This is a genomic window from Klebsiella sp. BIGb0132 (assembly GCF_024810075.1).
GTDB lineage: Bacteria > Pseudomonadota > Gammaproteobacteria > Enterobacterales > Enterobacteriaceae > Klebsiella > Klebsiella terrigena.
The window spans coordinates 339,048-357,139 of record NZ_JANUDW010000003.1 but is presented as its reverse complement, the minus strand read 5'-3'; the positions used below and the strand labels follow the sequence as shown (position 1 = coordinate 357,139).

The window sequence follows — 18,092 nt, the reverse complement described above, 5'->3', positions numbered from 1 at the left end:
TTATTCCGTAATTAAGGTACCTTCTTTTTCGCCCATCACCACGCGGCGCAGCGCGCCGGGTTTGTTCATGTTGAATACGCGAATCGGCAATTTATGGTCACGCGCCAGGGTAAAGGCGGCCAGATCCATTACTTTCAACTCTTTATCAAGCACTTCGCTGTAGCTCAGCTGATCGTACATGGTGGCAGACGGGTCTTTCGCCGGGTCAGCGGTAAACACGCCGTCGACTTTGGTCGCTTTCAGCACCACGTCAGCTTCAATTTCAATCCCGCGCAGGCAGGCTGCGGAGTCGGTCGTGAAGAACGGGTTACCGGTACCCGCAGCCAGAATAACGACGCGGTTATTACGCAGCAGGCTGATCGCCTCTGCCCAGCTGTAGTTATCACAAACGCCGTTCAGCGGAATCGCTGACATCAAGCGAGCGTTCACATAGGCGCGATGGAGGGAGTCACGCATTGCAAGGCCGTTCATGACCGTTGCCAGCATGCCCATGTGGTCGCCCACAACGCGGTTCATTCCCGCTTTCGCCAGACCAGCTCCACGGAACAGGTTACCGCCACCAATCACTACGCCAACCTGAATACCCAGTTCAACCAGTTCTTTGATTTCCTGAGCCATACGGTCAAGTATGCTTGCATCAATACCGAAGCCTTCCGAACCCTGCAGAGCTTCGCCACTTAACTTAAGCAGAATACGTTTGTAGACGGGTTTTGCATTGGTAGCCATGTTTCTTTCCTGAGACTGTCAACGAGTGAGATGAGTTAATTCTGGCGACATTGTATGTCGCTTTTCAGCGCAGCCACTATAAGGGTTGGCTGAATTTACAAAATGGGCACAAAAAGAAGCCGCCCTCAGGCGGCTCCTTTTAAAAATTAAGACTGCTTGGACATCGCAGCAACTTCTGCTGCAAAGTCAGTCTCAACTTTTTCGATGCCTTCGCCCACTTCAAAGCGGATGAAGCCAGTCACGTCTGCGTTGTGCTCTTTCAGCAGCTGAGCAACAGATTTGCTTGGGTCCATAACGAAAGGCTGGCCGGTCAGAGAAACTTCGCCGGTGAATTTCTTCATGCGGCCTTCAACCATTTTCTCTGCGATTTCTTTCGGCTTACCGGACTGCATCGCGATGTCCAGCTGAACCTGGTACTCTTTCTCTACCACTTCAGCGGAAACGTCTTCCGGCTTAACGAATTCTGGCTTGCTTGCAGCGATGTGCATAGCCAGCTGTTTAACCAGCTCCTGGTCTGCGCCTTTAGCGGCAACCAGAACACCGATGCGCGCGCCGTGCTGGTATGAACCCAGCACTTCGCCTTCCAGGGAAGCAACGCGACGGATGTTGATGTTTTCACCGATTTTAGCAACCAGCGCAACGCGCTCTTCTTCGAACTGAGCTTTCAGTACGTCAACGTCGGTGATTTTACCGGCAACGGCTGCGTCCAGAACTTTGTTAGCAAATGCCTGGAAACCGCCATCTTTTGCTACGAAGTCAGTCTGGCAGTTAACTTCCAGAATGATGCCGTAGGTACCGTCGATCTTGGTGATGATCACGCCGTCAGCAGCAACGTTACCTGCTTTTTTCGCCGCTTTGATCGCGCCGGATTTACGCATGTTTTCGATTGCCAGCTCGATGTCGCCGTTAGCTTCAGTCAGCGCTTTTTTGCAATCCATCATGCCTGCGCCGGTACGTTCGCGCAGCTCTTTTACCAGGGATGCGGTAATTTCAGCCATTCTTTAATCCTCGGGAGAGATATGACCTGCCCGGTTCCAGGAACCAAACAGGTTTAAAAGTGAAAAAGGGGCCAAATATAGGCCCCTATTTATACACGGTACTAAATAAGGGCTAGACCTTATTATTCAGCTTCTACGAAGCTTTCTTCCGCTTGAGAAGCCAGATCCTGAGAACGACCTTCACGCACGGTTGCAGCTACTGCACCCAGGTACAGGCTAACAGCGCGGATTGCATCGTCGTTACCCGGGATAACGAAATCTACGCCGTCCGGATCGGAGTTAGTATCAACGATAGCAAATACCGGGATACCCAGGTTGTTTGCTTCTTTGATAGCGATGTGTTCGTGGTCTGCATCGATAACAAACAGTGCGTCCGGCAGGCCGCCCATGTCTTTGATACCGCCCAGGCTGTTTTCCAGCTTGGCCAGTTCACGAGTACGCATCAGCGCTTCTTTCTTGGTCAGCTTCTCGAAAGTACCGTCCTGGGACTGAGTTTCCAGGTCTTTCAGACGTTTGATGGACTGACGAACGGTTTTCCAGTTAGTCAGCATACCGCCCAACCAGCGATGGTTCACGAAGAACTGATCGCAGCTGTTAGCAGCGTCTTTTACCGCTTCGCTTGCAGCGCGCTTAGTACCAACGATCAGGATCTTGCCTTTACGAGCAGAGATCTTGTTCAGTTCAGCCAGAGCTTCGTTGAACATCGGTACAGTTTTCTCAAGGTTGATGATGTGAACTTTGTTACGCGCGCCGAAGATGAAAGGCTTCATTTTCGGGTTCCAGTAACGGGTCTGGTGACCAAAGTGAACACCAGCCTTGAGCATGTCGCGCATGGAAACAGTTGCCATGTTTAAAACCTCTATAGATAAAGTTGGGGTTATGCCTCCACGTATCCCATATTACCGACCCCAAAGGGCACCCCGGAATATGTGTCGATACGTGTGTGTTATATACACAAAGTGAGATTTGTCGCTTCAGTCCATCCTGTGTAGTACGAAATGGAACGGAAGTCCGGCGCGCTTTATACCACAAAATAGGATTGGACACCAACTCTTGTTGACGCTGAGTGCTGTTAATGATTCTCAATTTGGCACCAGGTCACCCGGACTGTTAACATTGACGGGACTTACTCTATTATTGTCGAAAAAATCGACACAGCTGGACACAATCCATGGCTATTTCTATCAAGACATCTGAAGACATCGAAAAAATGCGCGTCGCGGGCCGCCTGGCCGCCGAAGTGCTCGAAATGATTGAACCCTATGTAAAACCGGGCGTCAGCACCGGCGAGCTGGACCGCATCTGTAACGATTACATCGTCAACGAGCAGAAAGCGATCTCCGCCTGCCTCGGCTACCACGGCTTCCCGAAATCGGTGTGTATCTCGATTAACGAAGTGGTATGCCACGGTATCCCGGACGATGAAAAACGGCTGAAAGATGGCGATATCGTCAACGTTGACGTCACGGTCATTAAGGATGAGTTCCACGGCGACACCTCCAAAATGTTTATCGTCGGCAAACCGACGATCCTCGGCGAGCGTCTGTGCCGCGTCACTCAGGAGAGCCTCTATCTGGCCCTGAAGATGGTCAAACCCGGCATTAACCTGCGGGCCATCGGCGCGGCGATTCAGAAATTTGTCGAAGCGGAAGGTTTTTCCGTGGTGCGTGAATACTGCGGGCACGGCATTGGCCGCGGCTTCCATGAAGAGCCGCAGGTGCTGCACTACGACTCGCCGGAGACCAACGTGGTGCTCAAGCCGGGGATGACCTTTACCATCGAGCCGATGGTCAACGCCGGTAAGAAAGAGATCCGCAGCATGAAAGACGGCTGGACGGTGAAAACGAAAGACCGGAGCTTGTCTGCCCAGTACGAGCATACTATTGTGGTGACGGATAACGGCTGCGAAATTCTGACGTTACGCAAGGATGACACCATCCCGGCGATAATCTCGCATAACGAATAACGAAAAGCCGGCGCCCGCCGGCTTTTTTATGACGGGCTTCCTGCCCGTCACCCTACGGGCCGCCGCAAGCGACGTTAAAAATCGCTCCCGGCGATTTTTTATGACGGGCTTCCTGCCCGTCACCCTACGGGCCGCCGCAAGCGACGTTAAAAATCGCTCCCGGCGATTTTTTTAATGGGCGATATTTTTTTCTTATGGTGGCGCGATGAGCAACTCTTTACCTGGCACTCTCCCCCTGGCCCTCTCGGGCCAACCTGAGGATCCGGGCGCCTGGCCGCAGGACGATTTGAACTGTGCGACGATTAAGTCCCATCTCGAGCTTTTCCAGCGCTGGCTGGGGGAGGCTTTCGATGCCGGCACCGCCGCTGAGCGGCTGATTGAAGCCCGCACCGAGTTTATCGATCAGCTGCTGCAGCGCCTGTGGGTAGAGTACGGCTTCGGGTCGGTTTGCGACATGGCTCTGGTGGCGGTAGGCGGCTACGGTCGCGGTGAACTGCACCCGCTCTCCGACGTCGACCTGCTGATATTAAGCCGAAAAAAACTCTCCGACGAACAGGCGCAGAAGGTCGGCGAGCTGCTGACGCTGCTGTGGGACGTCAAGCTGGAGGTCGGGCACAGCGTGCGCACCCTCGAAGAGTGCCTGCTGGAAGGATTATCCGATCTCACCGTCGCCACCAACCTGATCGAATCGCGCCTGCTGATCGGCGACGTCGCGCTGTTTCTTGAGCTGCAAAAGCATATTTTTAGCGACGGCTTCTGGCCGTCGGAGAAATTCTTCGCCGCCAAGCTCGAAGAACAGAGCGTGCGCCATCAGCGCTACCACGGCACCAGCTACAACCTCGAGCCGGATGTAAAAAGCAGCCCCGGCGGGCTGCGGGATATTCATACCCTGCAGTGGGTCGCGCGCCGCCACTTCGGCGCCACCTCGATGGATGAAATGGTGGGCTTCGGCTTCCTGACGGAGGCGGAGCGCAACGAGCTCAACGAATGCCTGCACCAGCTGTGGCGCATTCGATTCGCCCTGCACCTGGAGCTAACCCGCTACGATAACCGCCTGCTCTTCGACCGCCAGCTCAGCGTCGCCCGTCGCTTAGGCTATGAAGGCGAAAGAAACCAGCCCATCGAGCATATGATGAAGGATTTCTTCCGCGTCACCCGGCGAGTCAGCGAGCTGAACCATATGCTGCTGCAGCTGTTTGATGAGGCCATCCTGGCGCTGACCGAAGACGAAAAGCCGCGGCCGATTGACGATGATTTTCAGCTGCGCGGCTCGCTCATCGATCTGCGCGACGATACGCTGTTCATCCGCGAGCCGCAGGCTATTCTGCGTATGTTCTATATTATGGTGCGCAACAGCAGCATCACCGGCATCTACTCCACAACGCTGCGCCACCTGCGCCACGCGCGCCGCCACCTGACGCAGCCGCTGTGCTATATCCCGGAAGCGCGAACCATTTTTCTCAGCATGCTGCGCCACCAGGGTGCGGTGAGCCGCGGGCTGCTGCCGATGCACCGCCACAGCGTGCTGTGGGCATACATGCCGCAGTGGTCGCATATCGTCGGCCAGATGCAGTTCGATCTGTTCCATGCCTACACCGTGGACGAGCATACGATCCGCGTCCTGCTCAAGCTGGAGAGTTTTGCCAAAGAGGAGACCCGCAGCCGCCACCCGCTGTGCGTTGAGCTGTGGCCGCGCCTGACCCATCCTGAGCTGATTCTGATTGCCGCCCTGTTCCACGACATTGCTAAAGGCCGCGGCGGCGATCATTCGGTGCTCGGTGCCCAGGACGTCCTGAAGTTTGCCGAACTGCACGGCCTGAACTCGCGAGAAACTCAGATGGTCGCCTGGCTGGTTCGCCATCATCTGTTAATGTCCGTCACCGCCCAGCGCCGTGATATTCAGGATCCCGAGGTCATCAAACAGTTCGCCGAAGAGGTGCAGACGGAAAACCGCCTGCGCTACCTGGTGTGCCTGACCGTGGCCGATATCTGCGCCACCAACGAAACCTTGTGGAACAGCTGGAAGCAGAGCCTGCTGCGCGAGCTCTATTTCGCCACCGAAAAACAGCTGCGCCGCGGCATGCAAAGCACGCCGGATATGCGCGAACGGGTTCGCCATCATCAGCTGCAGGCGCTGGCGCTGCTGCGGATGGAAAACATCAATGAAGAGGCCCTGCATCAAATCTGGAACCGCTGCCGGGCCAACTACTTCGTGCGCCACACGCCAAATCAGCTCGCCTGGCACGCGCGTAATTTGCTCCGGCACGATCTTAATAAACCGATGATCCTGCTCAGCTCGCAGGCCACGCGCGGCGGCACCGAAATCTTTATCTGGAGCCCGGACCGCCCGTATCTCTTCGCCGCCGTCTGCGGTGAACTTGACCGCCGAAATCTGAGCGTGCACGACGCCCAGGTCTTTACCACCCGCGACGGGATGGCGATGGACACCTTTATCGTGCTCGAACCGGACGGCAGCCCGCTCTCCGCCGATCGCCACGAGATGATCCGCCTCGGGCTCGAGCAGACCATTACTCAGCGCAGCTGGCAGCAGCCGGCGCCGCGCCGACAGGCGGCAAAATTACGCCATTTTTCCGTCGCCACCGAGGTCAATTTTCTGCCCACGCATACCGACCGAAAATCGTTTCTTGAGCTGATTGCGCTCGATCAGCCCGGCCTGCTGGCCCGGGTCGGCCAGGTCTTCGCCGACCTCAATATTTCCCTTCACGGGGCCAGAATTACGACAATTGGTGAGCGAGTAGAAGATTTATTTATAATCGCCACGGCAGACCGGCGTGCGCTTAATAATGAGCTGCAACAAGAAGTACAACAACGGTTGACAGAGGCCCTCAATCCAAACGATAAAGGGTAACGAACTTTTATGTGTAATAGAGAAAGAGTAAACAATGCAGCAATTACAGAATGTTATTGAGTCCGCCTTTGAGCGTCGCGCCGACATCACGCCGGCAAATGTGGATACCGTAACTCGCGAAGCGGTTAACCAGGTCATTTCCCTGCTTGATTCCGGCGCTCTGCGTGTCGCTGAAAAGATCGATGGCCAGTGGGTCACCCACCAGTGGCTGAAGAAAGCGGTTCTGCTCTCTTTCCGTATTAACGATAACCAGGTTATCGACGGTGCGGAAAGCCGCTACTTCGATAAAGTACCGATGAAATTCGCCGACTATGATGAAGCGCGTTTCCAGAAAGAGGGCTTCCGCGTGGTTCCGCCGGCGGCCGTTCGCCAGGGCGCGTTCATTGCCCGCAACACCGTGCTGATGCCGTCTTACGTCAACATCGGCGCCTACGTTGACGAAGGCAGCATGGTTGATACCTGGGCTACCGTCGGCTCCTGCGCGCAGATCGGTAAAAACGTGCACCTCTCCGGCGGCGTGGGTATCGGCGGCGTGCTGGAACCGCTGCAGGCTAACCCAACCATCATCGAAGATAACTGCTTTATCGGCGCGCGTTCTGAAGTTGTCGAAGGCGTTATCGTCGAAGAGGGTTCCGTTATCTCGATGGGCGTGTACCTCGGCCAGAGCACCAAAATCTACGACCGCGAAACCGGCGAAGTCTTCTACGGTCGCGTACCGGCCGGCTCGGTGGTGGTTTCCGGCAACCTGCCGTCGAAAGATGGCAAGTACAGCCTGTACTGCGCGGTGATCGTGAAGAAGGTTGATGCGAAAACTCGCGGCAAGGTCGGCATTAACGAACTGCTGCGTACCATCGACTAAACAGTATAAAAAGCGGGAGATATCCCGCTTTTTTTATATTTGACGCTGGCGAAGATGGCTTTTTTCGTTAATTATTCAAAGGTTATGATGATATCAAAGGTACCGTTATGTACGATAATCTGAAAAGTCTTGGCATTACCAATCCTGATGAAATCGATCGCTATAGCCTGCGGCAGGAAGCTAACAACGACATTCTGAAAATCTATTTTCAGAAGGACAAGGGCGAATTCTTCGCCAAGAGCGTTAAGTTTAAGTATCCGCGTCAGCGTAAGACCGTGGTCGCCGATGGCGTAGGCCAGGGTTATAAAGAAGTGCAGGAGATCAGTCCCAACCTGCGCTACGTTATCGATGAACTCGATCAGATCTGCCAGCGCGATCGCACTGAAGTCGATCTGAAGCGTAAGATCCTTGACGATCTGCGTCATCTGGAAAGCGTCGTCACCCATAAGATCAGCGAAATTGAAGCCGATCTGGAAAAACTGACCCGCAACAAGTAAGTCTGCTCCCCTTCCCTGGCCGGCGATGCCCGTCGGGGCTATGTGTACAGCCGCCCGGATAAGGCGTTCTCGCCATCATCCGGGATTATTCCCTACCTCTGTTCGTCCAGCTGCAGCGCAATATAGAGCAGCAGCCGATCGTCGAAACTGCCCAGGTCCAGCCCCGTCAGCTCTGAAATACGATTCAGCCGATACTCCAGCGTATTACGATGAATAAACAGCGCCTTCGAGGTCGCCAGCGGCTGAACGTTATGGCGAAACCAGGCCTGCAGCGTGCGCCGCAGCAGACCGTTATTGTCCATTGCCTTCAGGCGAACCAGCGGACGGGCCAGCTCGTTAGCCTGCCAGCCGCCGCGCAGGCTATCGAGCAGCACCGGCAGCATCAAATCCTGATAAAAATAGCTCCGGCTCTCCGGCATGCGCTCCTTGCCGACCATCATGGTGGTGCGAGCGGTACGATACGAGCGCGCAATGCTGCCGGGCCCGGTAAAGAAGTTGCCTAACGCCACGCGGAACCGCAGCTGGCCGTTTTCCTTCATTCTGGCGATAAGCTGGTCAACCCGTTTACAGTGATCTTCCGCATCCCAGCGGCCAAAGGCGTTGAGCGCGGGCTTAAGAACCACCATCTCCGTTAATGAGACAATCGCCACCAGGTTATTGCGATCCGGGGTGGTCAGAGCCGTCTGCAGCTGCTGCAGCTCCGCCATGGCGCTATCCACGCCCAGCTGGCCGCTATCGACCTCAATCATTGCCACCACCCGCGGCTGATTCAGGTCGATTCCCAGGCGCTGCGCCCATTCGGTGAGCGCCGGGGTGTTCTCTTCCGCCTGAATCAAATTCATCACCAGCTCTTCACGCAGGCGGCTGTCCTGGGCCAGCAGGTGCATCAGCCGGGACTGCTCCAGCATCATCTCTGCGGTCATGCATACCAGCTCGCCATACTTGCGCAGCGTTTCTGGTTCGCCGGTCAGGCCGATGACGCCGACGATTTCCCCTTCCAGGCGCAGAGGCAGGTTGATCCCCTGGCGCACGCCGTGCAGGTGGCGGGCCACCGCATCATCGATATCGACAATACGTCCCTGCGAGAGAACCAGCAGCGCGCCTTCGTGCAATTCACCAATACGCTCACGATCGCCGCTGCCAATAATGCGCCCACGGGCATCCATTACGTTGATATTGGTATCAATGATGCGCATGGTACGCGCCACAATATCCTGCGCCATTTTGGTATCAAGATGCCAGCCAGCCATGTAACCCTCCCGTGAGCAGGGCACCAGCATAAAAGAGTTGGGTTAGCGCTGCATTGTGCGTATGCACAAAGCACGGGAGAGAAGTATGGAGTTGTGGAAGGAATCACAGAATGACGGTTCGGCCGCGGTGCAGGATAAAAAAAGCCCCTTCCCTCGGGCGAGGAGAAGGGGCTGATGTAACCGACAGAGATTACTGCATCAGCAGGTAGATAGTGCTATCACCGCGCTGAATATTCAGCGCCAGCACCGACGGTTTAGCGTCAAAGATTTTGCGCAGGTCGGCAATATTTTTCACCGGCTGCTGGTTAGCACCGACGATAATATCGCCTTTCTTCAGGCCAATCTGCGCCGCAGGGGTCCCGGCCTTGACGTTATTGACCGTCACGCCTTTATCCTGGCCCTTGTTGCTCATTTCAGCGCCTTCGATACCGTTGAAGATGCTGCTGGAGTCAACCTGAGTCTGGTTGCTCTGCTGCAGCTCAACGGTCGCGGTAACCGGTTTGCCATCGCGCACCAGGCCAAGCTCGACTTTGCTGCCGATAGGCATCGTTCCGACCTGCGCACGCAGTGCGGCAAAGCTGCTAATCGGTTTACCGTTCAGCGAGGTAATCACGTCCCCGGCCTTGATACCGGCTTTCGCCGCGGCAGAGCCCGGCATTACCTGGCTGACGAAGGCGCCGCGCTGGGCATCGACCTTCATCGCTTTTGCCAGCTCGGAGTTCAGCTCGGTCCCCATGATCCCCAGCTCACCGCGTTTCACCTGACCATATTTGACCATCTGCTCGGTCAGGTTTTTCACCATGTTGCTCGGGATAGCAAAGCCGATGCCGATGTTACCGCCGTCCGGCGCGAGGATCGCGGTATTGATACCGATCAGCTCGCCGTTCAGGTTCACCAGCGCACCGCCGGAGTTACCGCGGTTAATCGCCGCATCCGTCTGGATAAAGTTTTCGTAGTTTTCTACGTTCAGGCCGCTGCGGCCGAGAGCGGAAACAATACCGGAGGTCACGGTTTCACCCAGACCAAACGGGTTACCGATAGCCACGGTGTAATCGCCTACGCGCAGGGCGTCGGAGTCAGCCAGCTTGATTGCCGACAGGTTTTTCGGATCCTGAATCTGAATCAGCGCAATATCGGAACGCGGGTCTTTACCCACCACTTTGGCGTCAAACTTGCGCCCGTCGCTGAGCTGAACTTTGATGGTCGTCGCATTGTCCACAACGTGGTTATTGGTGACGACATAGCCTTTCGCCGCATCAATAATGACCCCGGAGCCCAGCGCCATAAATTTCTGCTGCTGGCTGCCGTCAGCCGGCGCGCCGCCGCCCTGCCCGCCGCCCTGACAGAACGGAGAGCTTTGGAACGGTGAACCGTCCTGGCAGAACGGCGAGTTGTCGCCAAAGAACTGCTGGAAGTTACGCGGCATCCGCGGCGTGTTCACGGTGGTGCTGCCTTCAACGTTGATGCTGACGACCGACGGCATGACTTTTTCCAGCATCGGGGCCAGACTCGGCATCTGCTGCGCATTAGTCGCCGAAGAAGCTGTTTCTGCCGCGCTCGCAGAGAGCGGGGATAACGCCAGACCTAAACTCAGAGCCAGTGCACTCATTGCTAACGTGGTTTTTTTCATATGTCTCAATCTCGATTTTAGATAACGCAGAATTGCTATGTAAGTGACTATCAGAGTCATTTTATCGCGCTAAGTTCCGGAATTAAGCACTGCCAAAAAGTAAAAAATTATTGTCCGTCTTTACAAAACCTGTACCTATTCTACCGCCATCAGCCGCCGATATTCATCCCATGCATACAAGTCCGTCATCCCGCTAATATAGTCCTGGATCAGGCGGCAGCGATAATAGTATTCCATCAGCGGAAACTCTGCGGAATCTGCCGGAATTTTGTTTACCGCCTCCACGTAGGCCAGCCGATGTCGCGTAGAAAGTTTCTGAAATAGCCGCGAAGCGATAGGCAGGCTTCTCACTCTCTCTTTTTCGACTAATAAGCTGAACTCCTCCAGCGACAATTTCAGCAGCGGCTTATAGATATCTAACAGGCCGCTAATAACGCGATAGCCCTGCAATTCCAGCTGCTCTACATCCGGATGGCTAAACACATGTTTTATCGCCACATTTTTATATAACTCCAGCAGCTGACTGCAGTCGCTATCATCCTCAAGCAGCGCGTGATTAAAATCACCGGTAAAAATCTTCGCGATGTTATCTATAAAGCGTCGGGCCGCATACGGCACCAGTTTATTCAGCGTATTCACCCGTAAATACATAAAGAACTGATCTTCTGTACTCCGGCTTAGGGAATTAGAACGTGATTTTTCCCACGCATTTTCTACCACCTGGGAAAATAACGAACCTTTTTCATGCTGCCCCCACGCGTCGTACAGATGCTGATAGAGTTGCTCTACGCTGAAAATTCGTTTTTCTACCGCATCTTCAAGATCGGCGACGCAATATGAGATATCGTCCGCCGCTTCCATAATCCATGTTAAAGGAAAGCGATTGTAAGGAGCCAGATCCAGTTCTTTACGTAACCTCGCAATATAGCCTTCTTCGGCTAAATAATAACCAGGTTTCTTCATTAAATAGCTGTGACTGGCAGGCGCGTCACCGCGCCACCAGGCCGGGCGAGTATATTTAAGAATACAGCCAACCTGTGCCCAGGTAAGGTTCATTCGCATTAGCGTATGCACTAAACGAATCCCCTGCGCGTTGCCCTCAAACCAGCACAGATCCTGGCGGATCTTACTGCGCAGCGCGTTCAGCGACGCCTCGCCCGGCCGCAGGCGCAGCACCTCAACCGTGCAGCGATCGTTGGGCAGCGCTTCGTTAGCCGCATCGTCCGGCGCGAGGCGCTGGCTGAACCAGTCATTGATTGCCGCCTCGCCAAAATGGCCAAACGGCGGGTTGCCGATGTCGTGCATCAGGCACGCCATCTCGACAATGCTCTCAAACGGCCCGCCGAGCTCATCCAGGCCGTAGGCCGTCAGCAGCTGCTGCTCCTTCAGCCGGCTCAGAACCTCTTTGGCGATGTAGCGTCCAACCTGCTGCACTTCGAGAGAGTGGGTAAGCCGGGTGCGCACCGCCGCGTTGCGCTCCAGCGGAAAGACCTGGGTTTTCTGCTGTAAACGGCGAATGGCCGGGGAGTTAATAATGCGCCCGCGATCGCTTTCGAAAATACGCAGGATTTCACGCTCCGTTTCGACGCCCTGCGGCGAGCGATAGCGTCGGCGCCAGTTAATCTTGTTGCGAAAATCAATCTTTGCCATAGCCTCTCCCGCTCGCGAGCAATAACGTTTCCCTTTGAGTGCATGATAGACTATGCAACTAAACCTGACACATCGCGAGTAAATCTATGAAAATCGGCATTATTGGCGCCATGGAAGAAGAAGTTACCCTTCTGCGCGACAAAATCGAAAACCGCCAGACTATCACCCTTGGCGGCAGCGAAATTTATACCGGCCAGCTTCACGGTACCGACGTCGCCCTGTTGAAATCGGGGATCGGTAAAGTTGCCGCGGCGATGGGCGCGGCGCTGCTGCTGGAAGTCTGCAAGCCGGACGTGATTATCAACACCGGCTCCGCGGGCGGTCTTGAGCCAACGCTAAAAGTCGGTGATATCGTTATCTCCGACGAAGCACGCTACCACGACGCCGACGTGACCGCATTCGGCTACGAATACGGCCAGTTGCCGGGCTGCCCGGCGGGCTTCAAAGCCGACGATAAGCTGATTGCCGCCGCGCAAAGCAGCATTGAAGCGCTGAATCTTAACGCGGTACGCGGTCTGATCGTCAGCGGCGACGCGTTCATCAACGGCTCCGTCGGGCTGGCGAAAATCCGCCATAACTTCCCGCAGGCCGTAGCGGTCGAAATGGAAGCCGCTGCCATCGCGCACGTCTGCTATAACTTCGGCGTCCCGTTCGTGGTGGTTCGCGCCATCTCCGACGTTGCCGATCAGCAGTCCCATCTGAGCTTCGACGAGTTCCTCGCCGTCGCCGCCAGGCAGTCCACCCTGATGGTGGAAAATCTGGTGCAGAACCTGACGCGTGGCTAAATCGCTAAAACAGGCGCTTGCCGCCCTGCTGCTGCTGGCCCCGGCGTGGCTCTTTGCCGCGCCGCGGGTGATTACGCTATCCCCGGCCAATACCGAGCTGGCGTTTGCGGCAGGCATCACGCCGGTTGGCGTCAGCAGCTATTCCGACTACCCGCCGGAAGCCGCCGGCATCGAGCAGGTTTCCAGCTGGCAGGGGATGAACCTGGAGCGCATTGTCGCCCTCAGGCCGGACCTGGTCCTGGCGTGGCGCGGAGGCAACGCCGAGCGGCAGGTTAATCAGCTAAGCTCCCTCGGTATCAAGGTCATCTGGGTCGATACCGCCACCATCGAAGAGATTATCACCACCCTGCGGCAGCTGGCGCAGTGGAGCCCTCAGCCGGAAAAGGCCCGTCAGGCGGCGCAGCAGATGCAGGACGACTATAGCGCGCTAAAGGCCCGCTACGCCCACCTTCCGAAGAAGCGCGTCTTTCTCCAGTTCGGCAGCAACCCTCTTTTTACCAGCAGCCAGGGATCGATTCAGGATCAGGTCCTGACGCTGTGCGGCGGGGAGAATATTTTCGCTGCCAGTAAAGCGCCCTGGCCCCAGGTCAGCCGCGAGCAGGTTCTCGCCAGGCAGCCGCAGGCCATTGTCATCACCGGCGATGCCCGCAAAATTCCCGAAGTCGAACGCTACTGGCATAATCAGTTAAAAATTTCGCTGATTGCGCTGCATAGCGACTGGTTTGAACGCGCGAGCCCACGTATTATCCTCGCCGCAAAACAACTCTGTACTGCGCTCGAGCAGGTAAAATAATCGCCTGTTAACCAGGCGCTAAGCGGGAACTGACGATGCTTGTCTATTGGCTGGATATTATTGGCACCGCCGTATTTGCGATCTCCGGCGTGTTGCTGGCCGGCAAACTGCGGATGGACCCTTTCGGCGTGCTGGTGCTGGGGGTGGTGACTGCCGTGGGCGGCGGGACGATCCGCGATATGGCGCTCGCCAACGGCCCGGTGTTCTGGGTTAAAGACCCAACGGACCTGGTGGTGGCCATGGTGACCAGCATGCTGACTATCCTGCTGGTACGCCAGCCGCGCCGGCTGCCAAAATGGATACTGCCGGTGCTCGACGCCGTCGGCCTGGCGGTCTTTGTCGGCATCGGCGTCAATAAAGCCTTTATTGCCCACAGCGGTCCGCTGGTCGCGGTCTGCATGGGGGTGGTGACCGGCGTCGGCGGCGGCATTATTCGCGACGTGCTGGCGCGTGAAATCCCGATGATTTTACGTACCGAAATCTATGCCACGGCCTGCATTGTCGGCGGTATCGTGCACGCAACGGCCTACGATACGTTTCACGTGTCGCTGCAAAATTCGGCGATGATGGGGATGGCCGTGACGCTGGTCATTCGGCTGGCGGCAATCCGCTGGCACCTGAAGCTGCCGACGTTTGCGCTGGATGATAACGGGCGTTAGAACGCGGGCTACGTGGCGTAAATCGGCCGCAGTCGGGGAAGAGGTGCCGGCTGCGCGGCCCGTCCATGGGCCCCACTTCGGCGGGATCGAATCAAACGCTAAACGAAGATCCGCAGCCGCAGGTGCTTTTCGCATTCGGGTTGGTCACGATAAAACGTGAGCCTTCGAGGCCTTCGGTGTAATCGACGGCGCCGCCGACCAGATACTGCAGGCTCATTGGGTCAACCACCAGGCCAACGCCCTGCTTCTCGATGGTCATATCCCCTTCGTTAACCTGATCGTCGAAGGTGAAGCCATACTGGAAACCGCTGCAGCCGCCGCCGGTGATATAAACGCGCAGCTTCAGGTTCGGGTTGTCTTCATCAGAAATCAGGAATTTTACTTTTTTGGCTGCGGCTTCGGTAAACTCCAGCGGCAACACGACATCATCACTCATTTTATGCTCCCATTAATACTGCCGATCCGCTTAAAGAATAACCGGACCTTTTGAGCCATTATCTAATACCCTGGTAAATCGTTCAAGTATTCTCCCCGGCAACCGCACGCGCTTTTGCCTCCTGTTCAGCGGCCTGTTTCGCCAGCGTTCGTTCAAGGATAGTTGAATACAAGGGTTTACCCCCGAGAAATTGAGCCAGTAGTGTTGCGCCGAGGCAGGTAATAATCATTGGCAAAATGAGCTGATAGTTATCGGTCATCTCCAGCACCAGCACAATTCCGGTCAGCGGCGCGCGCACCGAGGCGGCGAGCAGCGCGCCCATGCCGGCGATGGCAAAGGTGCCCGGATCGAGATGATAGCCCGGAAACAGCGGCGTCGCCGCCATACCGAATGCCGTTCCCAGCAGGGTTCCCAGCGCCAGCATCGGCGCAAAAATCCCGCCGGGCGCGCCGGAGGAGAAGCACAGCAGCGTGGTAATCACCCTGGCGATAAAAATAAACAGCAGCAGGCCAACGGAGAAGTTACCCGCCGCGGCAATCGGAATGAGGTTAAACCCGCCCCCGGCAGCCGCAGGCTGGATCAGCCCGAGAATACCGCAGCTGCCGCCAATCAGGCCGCCAATCAGCACCCACTTTTTGAGATCGCCGCCGTGAAGACGCTGGAACATATCCTGGGTACGCAGCACCAGGGTGTTAAAAAGCGGGCCAATCGCGCCGAAAATCATCCCCAGAATCAGATACAGCCACAGGGTGTTGACCGGCGCATTGCTCAGCCTACCGACCTCGATAATCGCCCCTTCCCCGTTAAAGATGCGAAATACGATGCTCGACATAATCACGCCGGTAAACACGGCTTTAATAGAGATCAGGTTGTAGCGGAACTGCGGGCGCATCTCTTCAATAATAAACAGGATCCCCGCCAGCGGCGCATTGAACGCGGCGGAGAGGCCCGCAGCGGCGCCGGTTGCCAGCAGCGTATGGCGCGCTTCGGGGCTGCGCATGCGGAATACGTCCACCACCATACGCCCAAGATTCCCGCCGAGCTGCACCATCGGCCCTTCACGGCCCAGCACCATGCCGGCGCCCAGGGTTCCCATCCCGCCGATAAACTTCACCGGCAGCACCCGCCACCAGCGAACCGGTCGCAGCTCTTCCAGCGCCCCTTCGATTTCCGGGATCCCGGAGCCGCCCGCCTCCGGCGCAAAGCGACGCACCAGGAAGTAGCCGACCATTGCCAGCAGCGCGGAGGTGATAAAGGCCAGCGGCCAGACCAGGAAACGGTAGTCCGCCACCTGCAGCAGGGTTTCGATGCGCTGGTTCTGCACCCAGTTGACGCTTTTTTCAAAAGCGACGCCCACCAGCCCGGCCAGGGTTCCGACGACGGCGGCCATTAACAGCACCGCCAGCGGCGTTTTATCCCGCTGAACCAGGCGGCGAACGACGTCGCCGCGACGCAGGCGCACGATTTGTTTTGCTTCAAAAGAGGAGGCTTGTGCTTTCATACTCTCGTCGGTTAATAGTCATACAAATAGTACAGAGGGCATTTTAACTGCCAGAACGCCCCCCGTCGCGGAAAAAATTCACCGCTGGCGCTTTGTTTCAATTGGGCAAAACTTTCATAACTATCCTGGAATAACTTAGAATAACCGGCAAAACATTTTTCACGAATCAGGAACCAGGCAATGAGCAAATCTGAAACTCTCTATAGCGCCGCGCGTGAGCTTATCCCCGGCGGCGTTAACTCGCCGGTACGAGCCTTTAGCGGCGTTGGCGGCACGCCGCTGTTTATCGAACGTGCGGACGGCGCCTATCTGTACGACGTCGACGGTAAAGCCTACATCGATTATGTCGGTTCCTGGGGCCCGATGGTGCTCGGTCACAACCACCCGGCCATTCGTAATGCGGTCATTGAAGCGGCGCAGCGCGGCCTGAGCTTCGGCGCACCGACGGAAATGGAAGTAAAAATGGCGGCGCTGGTGACGGAGCTGGTGCCGACGATGGATATGGTGCGGATGGTTAACTCCGGCACCGAGGCCACCATGAGCGCCATTCGCCTGGCGCGCGGGTTTACCGGCCGCGATAAAATCATCAAATTTGAAGGCTGCTACCACGGTCACGCCGACTGCCTGCTGGTCAAAGCGGGCTCCGGCGCCCTGACCCTCGGCCAGCCGAACTCCCCGGGCGTGCCGGCCGATTTCGCCAAACATACCCTGACCTGCACCTATAACGACCTGGCGTCGGTCCGCGCCGCATTCGAGCAGTATCCGCAGGAGGTTGCCTGCATTATCGTTGAGCCGGTGGCGGGCAATATGAACTGCATCCCGCCGCAGCCGGAGTTCCTGCCGGGCCTGCGCGCGCTGTGCGACGAATTTGGCGCCCTGCTGATTATTGACGAAGTGATGACCGGCTTCCGCGTTGCCCTGGCTGGCGCCCAGTCGTACTACGATGTGGTCCCTGATCTGACCTGCCTGGGCAAAATCATCGGCGGCGGCATGCCGGTGGGCGCCTTCGGCGGCCGTCGTGAAGTGATGGATGCGCTGGCGCCGACCGGCCCGGTCTATCAGGCGGGCACCCTGTCCGGTAACCCGATCGCCATGGCGGCGGGCTTCGCCTGCTTAACCGAAGTGGCGCAGCCGGGAGTTCACGAAACGCTGACGGATTTAACCAACCAGCTGGCCCAGGGGCTGCTGGACGCCGCGCGCGACGCGGGCATTCCGCTGGTGGTGAATAACGTTGGCGGCATGTTCGGCCTCTTCTTTACCGACGCCGAAAGCGTCACCTGCTATCAGGACGTGGTGAAGTGCGACGTTGAGCGCTTCAAGCGCTTCTTCCACCTGATGCTGGAAGAGGGCGTGTATCTGGCGCCTTCGGCGTTTGAAGCCGGATTTATGTCCGTTGCCCACAGCGAAGACGATATCAACAATACCATCGCCGCCGCGCGCCGCGCGTTCGCCAAACTGTAGTCCAGGCACTTC

Annotated in this window: 16 protein-coding genes; 8 read left to right on the top strand and 8 right to left on the bottom strand. The window is 56.6% G+C overall.

Going from position 1 to position 18,092, the window contains the following annotated elements; genetic code table 11:
* The 3 genes from pyrH to rpsB all read right to left on the bottom strand — a co-directional run bounded on the left by pyrH (position 1) and on the right by rpsB (position 2,572).
* The gene (gene pyrH, locus M2416_RS13200) at positions 1-726 is read right to left on the bottom strand and encodes a UMP kinase (protein ID WP_041144130.1); all 726 of its coding nucleotides are present in this window, start codon (positions 724-726) and stop codon (positions 1-3) included.
* Positions 727-872: 146 nt separating this feature from the next.
* Entirely contained in the window at positions 873-1,724 is an 852-nt protein-coding gene (gene tsf, locus M2416_RS13195; protein ID WP_041144129.1) for a translation elongation factor Ts, read from the bottom strand.
* Positions 1,725-1,846: 122 nt separating this feature from the next.
* Complete coding sequence (rpsB, locus tag M2416_RS13190; RefSeq protein WP_041144128.1) at positions 1,847-2,572, bottom strand: 30S ribosomal protein S2; 726 nt, start codon at positions 2,570-2,572, stop codon at positions 1,847-1,849.
* Positions 2,573-2,895: 323 nt separating this feature from the next.
* Here rpsB and map point away from each other — a divergent pair, with 323 nt between their 5' ends.
* The 4 genes from map to M2416_RS13170 all read left to right on the top strand — a co-directional run bounded on the left by map (position 2,896) and on the right by M2416_RS13170 (position 7,915).
* Entirely contained in the window at positions 2,896-3,690 is a 795-nt protein-coding gene (gene map, locus M2416_RS13185; protein ID WP_041144127.1) for a type I methionyl aminopeptidase, read from the top strand.
* A gap of 205 nt (positions 3,691-3,895) precedes the next feature.
* Positions 3,896-6,559 carry a bifunctional uridylyltransferase/uridylyl-removing protein GlnD gene (gene glnD / locus M2416_RS13180; protein WP_076946345.1) on the top strand — a complete coding sequence of 888 codons (2,664 nt, stop codon included), beginning with the start codon at positions 3,896-3,898 and terminating at the stop codon, positions 6,557-6,559.
* Positions 6,560-6,593: 34 nt separating this feature from the next.
* Complete coding sequence (gene dapD / locus M2416_RS13175) at positions 6,594-7,418, top strand: 2,3,4,5-tetrahydropyridine-2,6-dicarboxylate N-succinyltransferase (RefSeq protein WP_004872026.1); 825 nt, start codon at positions 6,594-6,596, stop codon at positions 7,416-7,418.
* A 107-nt stretch (positions 7,419-7,525) separates the two neighbouring features.
* A complete protein-coding gene (locus M2416_RS13170) occupies positions 7,526-7,915 on the top strand; it encodes a DUF3461 family protein (RefSeq protein ID WP_004858100.1) in 390 nt (129 codons plus the stop codon).
* A gap of 92 nt (positions 7,916-8,007) precedes the next feature.
* On the opposite strand, the gene M2416_RS13165 is transcribed toward M2416_RS13170, so the two are convergent.
* The 3 genes from M2416_RS13165 to dgt form a co-directional block, all read right to left on the bottom strand.
* Positions 8,008-9,165, bottom strand: coding sequence for a CdaR family transcriptional regulator (locus M2416_RS13165; protein ID WP_041144125.1), 1,158 nt, complete (start codon positions 9,163-9,165; stop codon positions 8,008-8,010).
* 190 nt (positions 9,166-9,355) lie between these two features.
* The gene (gene degP, locus M2416_RS13160) at positions 9,356-10,795 is read right to left on the bottom strand and encodes a serine endoprotease DegP (protein ID WP_041144124.1); all 1,440 of its coding nucleotides are present in this window, start codon (positions 10,793-10,795) and stop codon (positions 9,356-9,358) included.
* Positions 10,796-10,930: 135 nt separating this feature from the next.
* Positions 10,931-12,445 (bottom strand): dGTPase, encoded by a 1,515-nt coding sequence (gene dgt / locus M2416_RS13155; protein ID WP_041144123.1) that lies wholly within the window; start codon positions 12,443-12,445, stop codon positions 10,931-10,933.
* 86 nt (positions 12,446-12,531) lie between these two features.
* Between dgt and mtnN the strand changes: the two genes are divergently transcribed.
* Genes mtnN through M2416_RS13140 form a run of 3 tightly spaced genes read left to right on the top strand, consistent with a single transcriptional unit; the run spans position 12,532 to position 14,682 of the window.
* Positions 12,532-13,230: a 5'-methylthioadenosine/S-adenosylhomocysteine nucleosidase gene (mtnN, locus tag M2416_RS13150; RefSeq protein WP_041144122.1), complete on the top strand. Its 699-nt coding sequence runs from the start codon at positions 12,532-12,534 to the stop codon at positions 13,228-13,230.
* Positions 13,223-14,023 carry a vitamin B12 ABC transporter substrate-binding protein BtuF gene (gene btuF / locus M2416_RS13145; RefSeq protein WP_259224431.1) on the top strand — a complete coding sequence of 267 codons (801 nt, stop codon included), beginning with the start codon at positions 13,223-13,225 and terminating at the stop codon, positions 14,021-14,023. The genes mtnN and btuF overlap by 8 nt, the downstream gene beginning before the upstream one ends.
* Positions 14,024-14,058: 35 nt before the next feature.
* The gene (locus M2416_RS13140; protein ID WP_041144120.1) at positions 14,059-14,682 is read left to right on the top strand and encodes a TRIC cation channel family protein; all 624 of its coding nucleotides are present in this window, start codon (positions 14,059-14,061) and stop codon (positions 14,680-14,682) included.
* Between the two features lie 91 nt (positions 14,683-14,773).
* Here M2416_RS13140 and erpA read toward each other — a convergent pair whose 3' ends face one another.
* Positions 14,774-15,118 carry an iron-sulfur cluster insertion protein ErpA gene (gene erpA, locus M2416_RS13135; protein ID WP_041144119.1) on the bottom strand — a complete coding sequence of 115 codons (345 nt, stop codon included), beginning with the start codon at positions 15,116-15,118 and terminating at the stop codon, positions 14,774-14,776.
* Between the two features lie 82 nt (positions 15,119-15,200).
* The gene (clcA, locus tag M2416_RS13130; protein ID WP_259224418.1) at positions 15,201-16,619 is read right to left on the bottom strand and encodes a H(+)/Cl(-) exchange transporter ClcA; all 1,419 of its coding nucleotides are present in this window, start codon (positions 16,617-16,619) and stop codon (positions 15,201-15,203) included.
* 180 nt (positions 16,620-16,799) lie between these two features.
* Between clcA and hemL the strand changes: the two genes are divergently transcribed.
* Positions 16,800-18,080, top strand: coding sequence for a glutamate-1-semialdehyde 2,1-aminomutase (gene hemL / locus M2416_RS13125; RefSeq protein WP_259224412.1), 1,281 nt, complete (start codon positions 16,800-16,802; stop codon positions 18,078-18,080).
* Positions 18,081-18,092 lie beyond the last annotated feature (12 nt).

Excerpts from the sequence above, each read along its gene's own strand:
- pyrH (WP_041144130.1), bottom strand. The coding sequence starts at position 726 with ATGGCTACCAATGCAAAACCCGTCTACAAACGTATTCTGCTTAAGTTA.
- tsf (WP_041144129.1), bottom strand. The coding sequence starts at position 1,724 with ATGGCTGAAATTACCGCATCCCTGGTAAAAGAGCTGCGCGAACGTACC.
- rpsB (WP_041144128.1), bottom strand. The coding sequence starts at position 2,572 with ATGGCAACTGTTTCCATGCGCGACATGCTCAAGGCTGGTGTTCACTTT.
- map (WP_041144127.1), top strand. The coding sequence starts at position 2,896 with ATGGCTATTTCTATCAAGACATCTGAAGACATCGAAAAAATGCGCGTC.
- glnD (WP_076946345.1), top strand. The coding sequence starts at position 3,896 with ATGAGCAACTCTTTACCTGGCACTCTCCCCCTGGCCCTCTCGGGCCAA.
- dapD (WP_004872026.1), top strand. The coding sequence starts at position 6,594 with ATGCAGCAATTACAGAATGTTATTGAGTCCGCCTTTGAGCGTCGCGCC.
- M2416_RS13170 (WP_004858100.1), top strand. The coding sequence starts at position 7,526 with ATGTACGATAATCTGAAAAGTCTTGGCATTACCAATCCTGATGAAATC.
- M2416_RS13165 (WP_041144125.1), bottom strand. The coding sequence starts at position 9,165 with ATGGCTGGCTGGCATCTTGATACCAAAATGGCGCAGGATATTGTGGCG.
- degP (WP_041144124.1), bottom strand. The coding sequence starts at position 10,795 with ATGAAAAAAACCACGTTAGCAATGAGTGCACTGGCTCTGAGTTTAGGT.
- dgt (WP_041144123.1), bottom strand. The coding sequence starts at position 12,445 with ATGGCAAAGATTGATTTTCGCAACAAGATTAACTGGCGCCGACGCTAT.
- mtnN (WP_041144122.1), top strand. The coding sequence starts at position 12,532 with ATGAAAATCGGCATTATTGGCGCCATGGAAGAAGAAGTTACCCTTCTG.
- M2416_RS13140 (WP_041144120.1), top strand. The coding sequence starts at position 14,059 with ATGCTTGTCTATTGGCTGGATATTATTGGCACCGCCGTATTTGCGATC.
- erpA (WP_041144119.1), bottom strand. The coding sequence starts at position 15,118 with ATGAGTGATGATGTCGTGTTGCCGCTGGAGTTTACCGAAGCCGCAGCC.
- clcA (WP_259224418.1), bottom strand. The coding sequence starts at position 16,619 with ATGAAAGCACAAGCCTCCTCTTTTGAAGCAAAACAAATCGTGCGCCTG.
- hemL (WP_259224412.1), top strand. The coding sequence starts at position 16,800 with ATGAGCAAATCTGAAACTCTCTATAGCGCCGCGCGTGAGCTTATCCCC.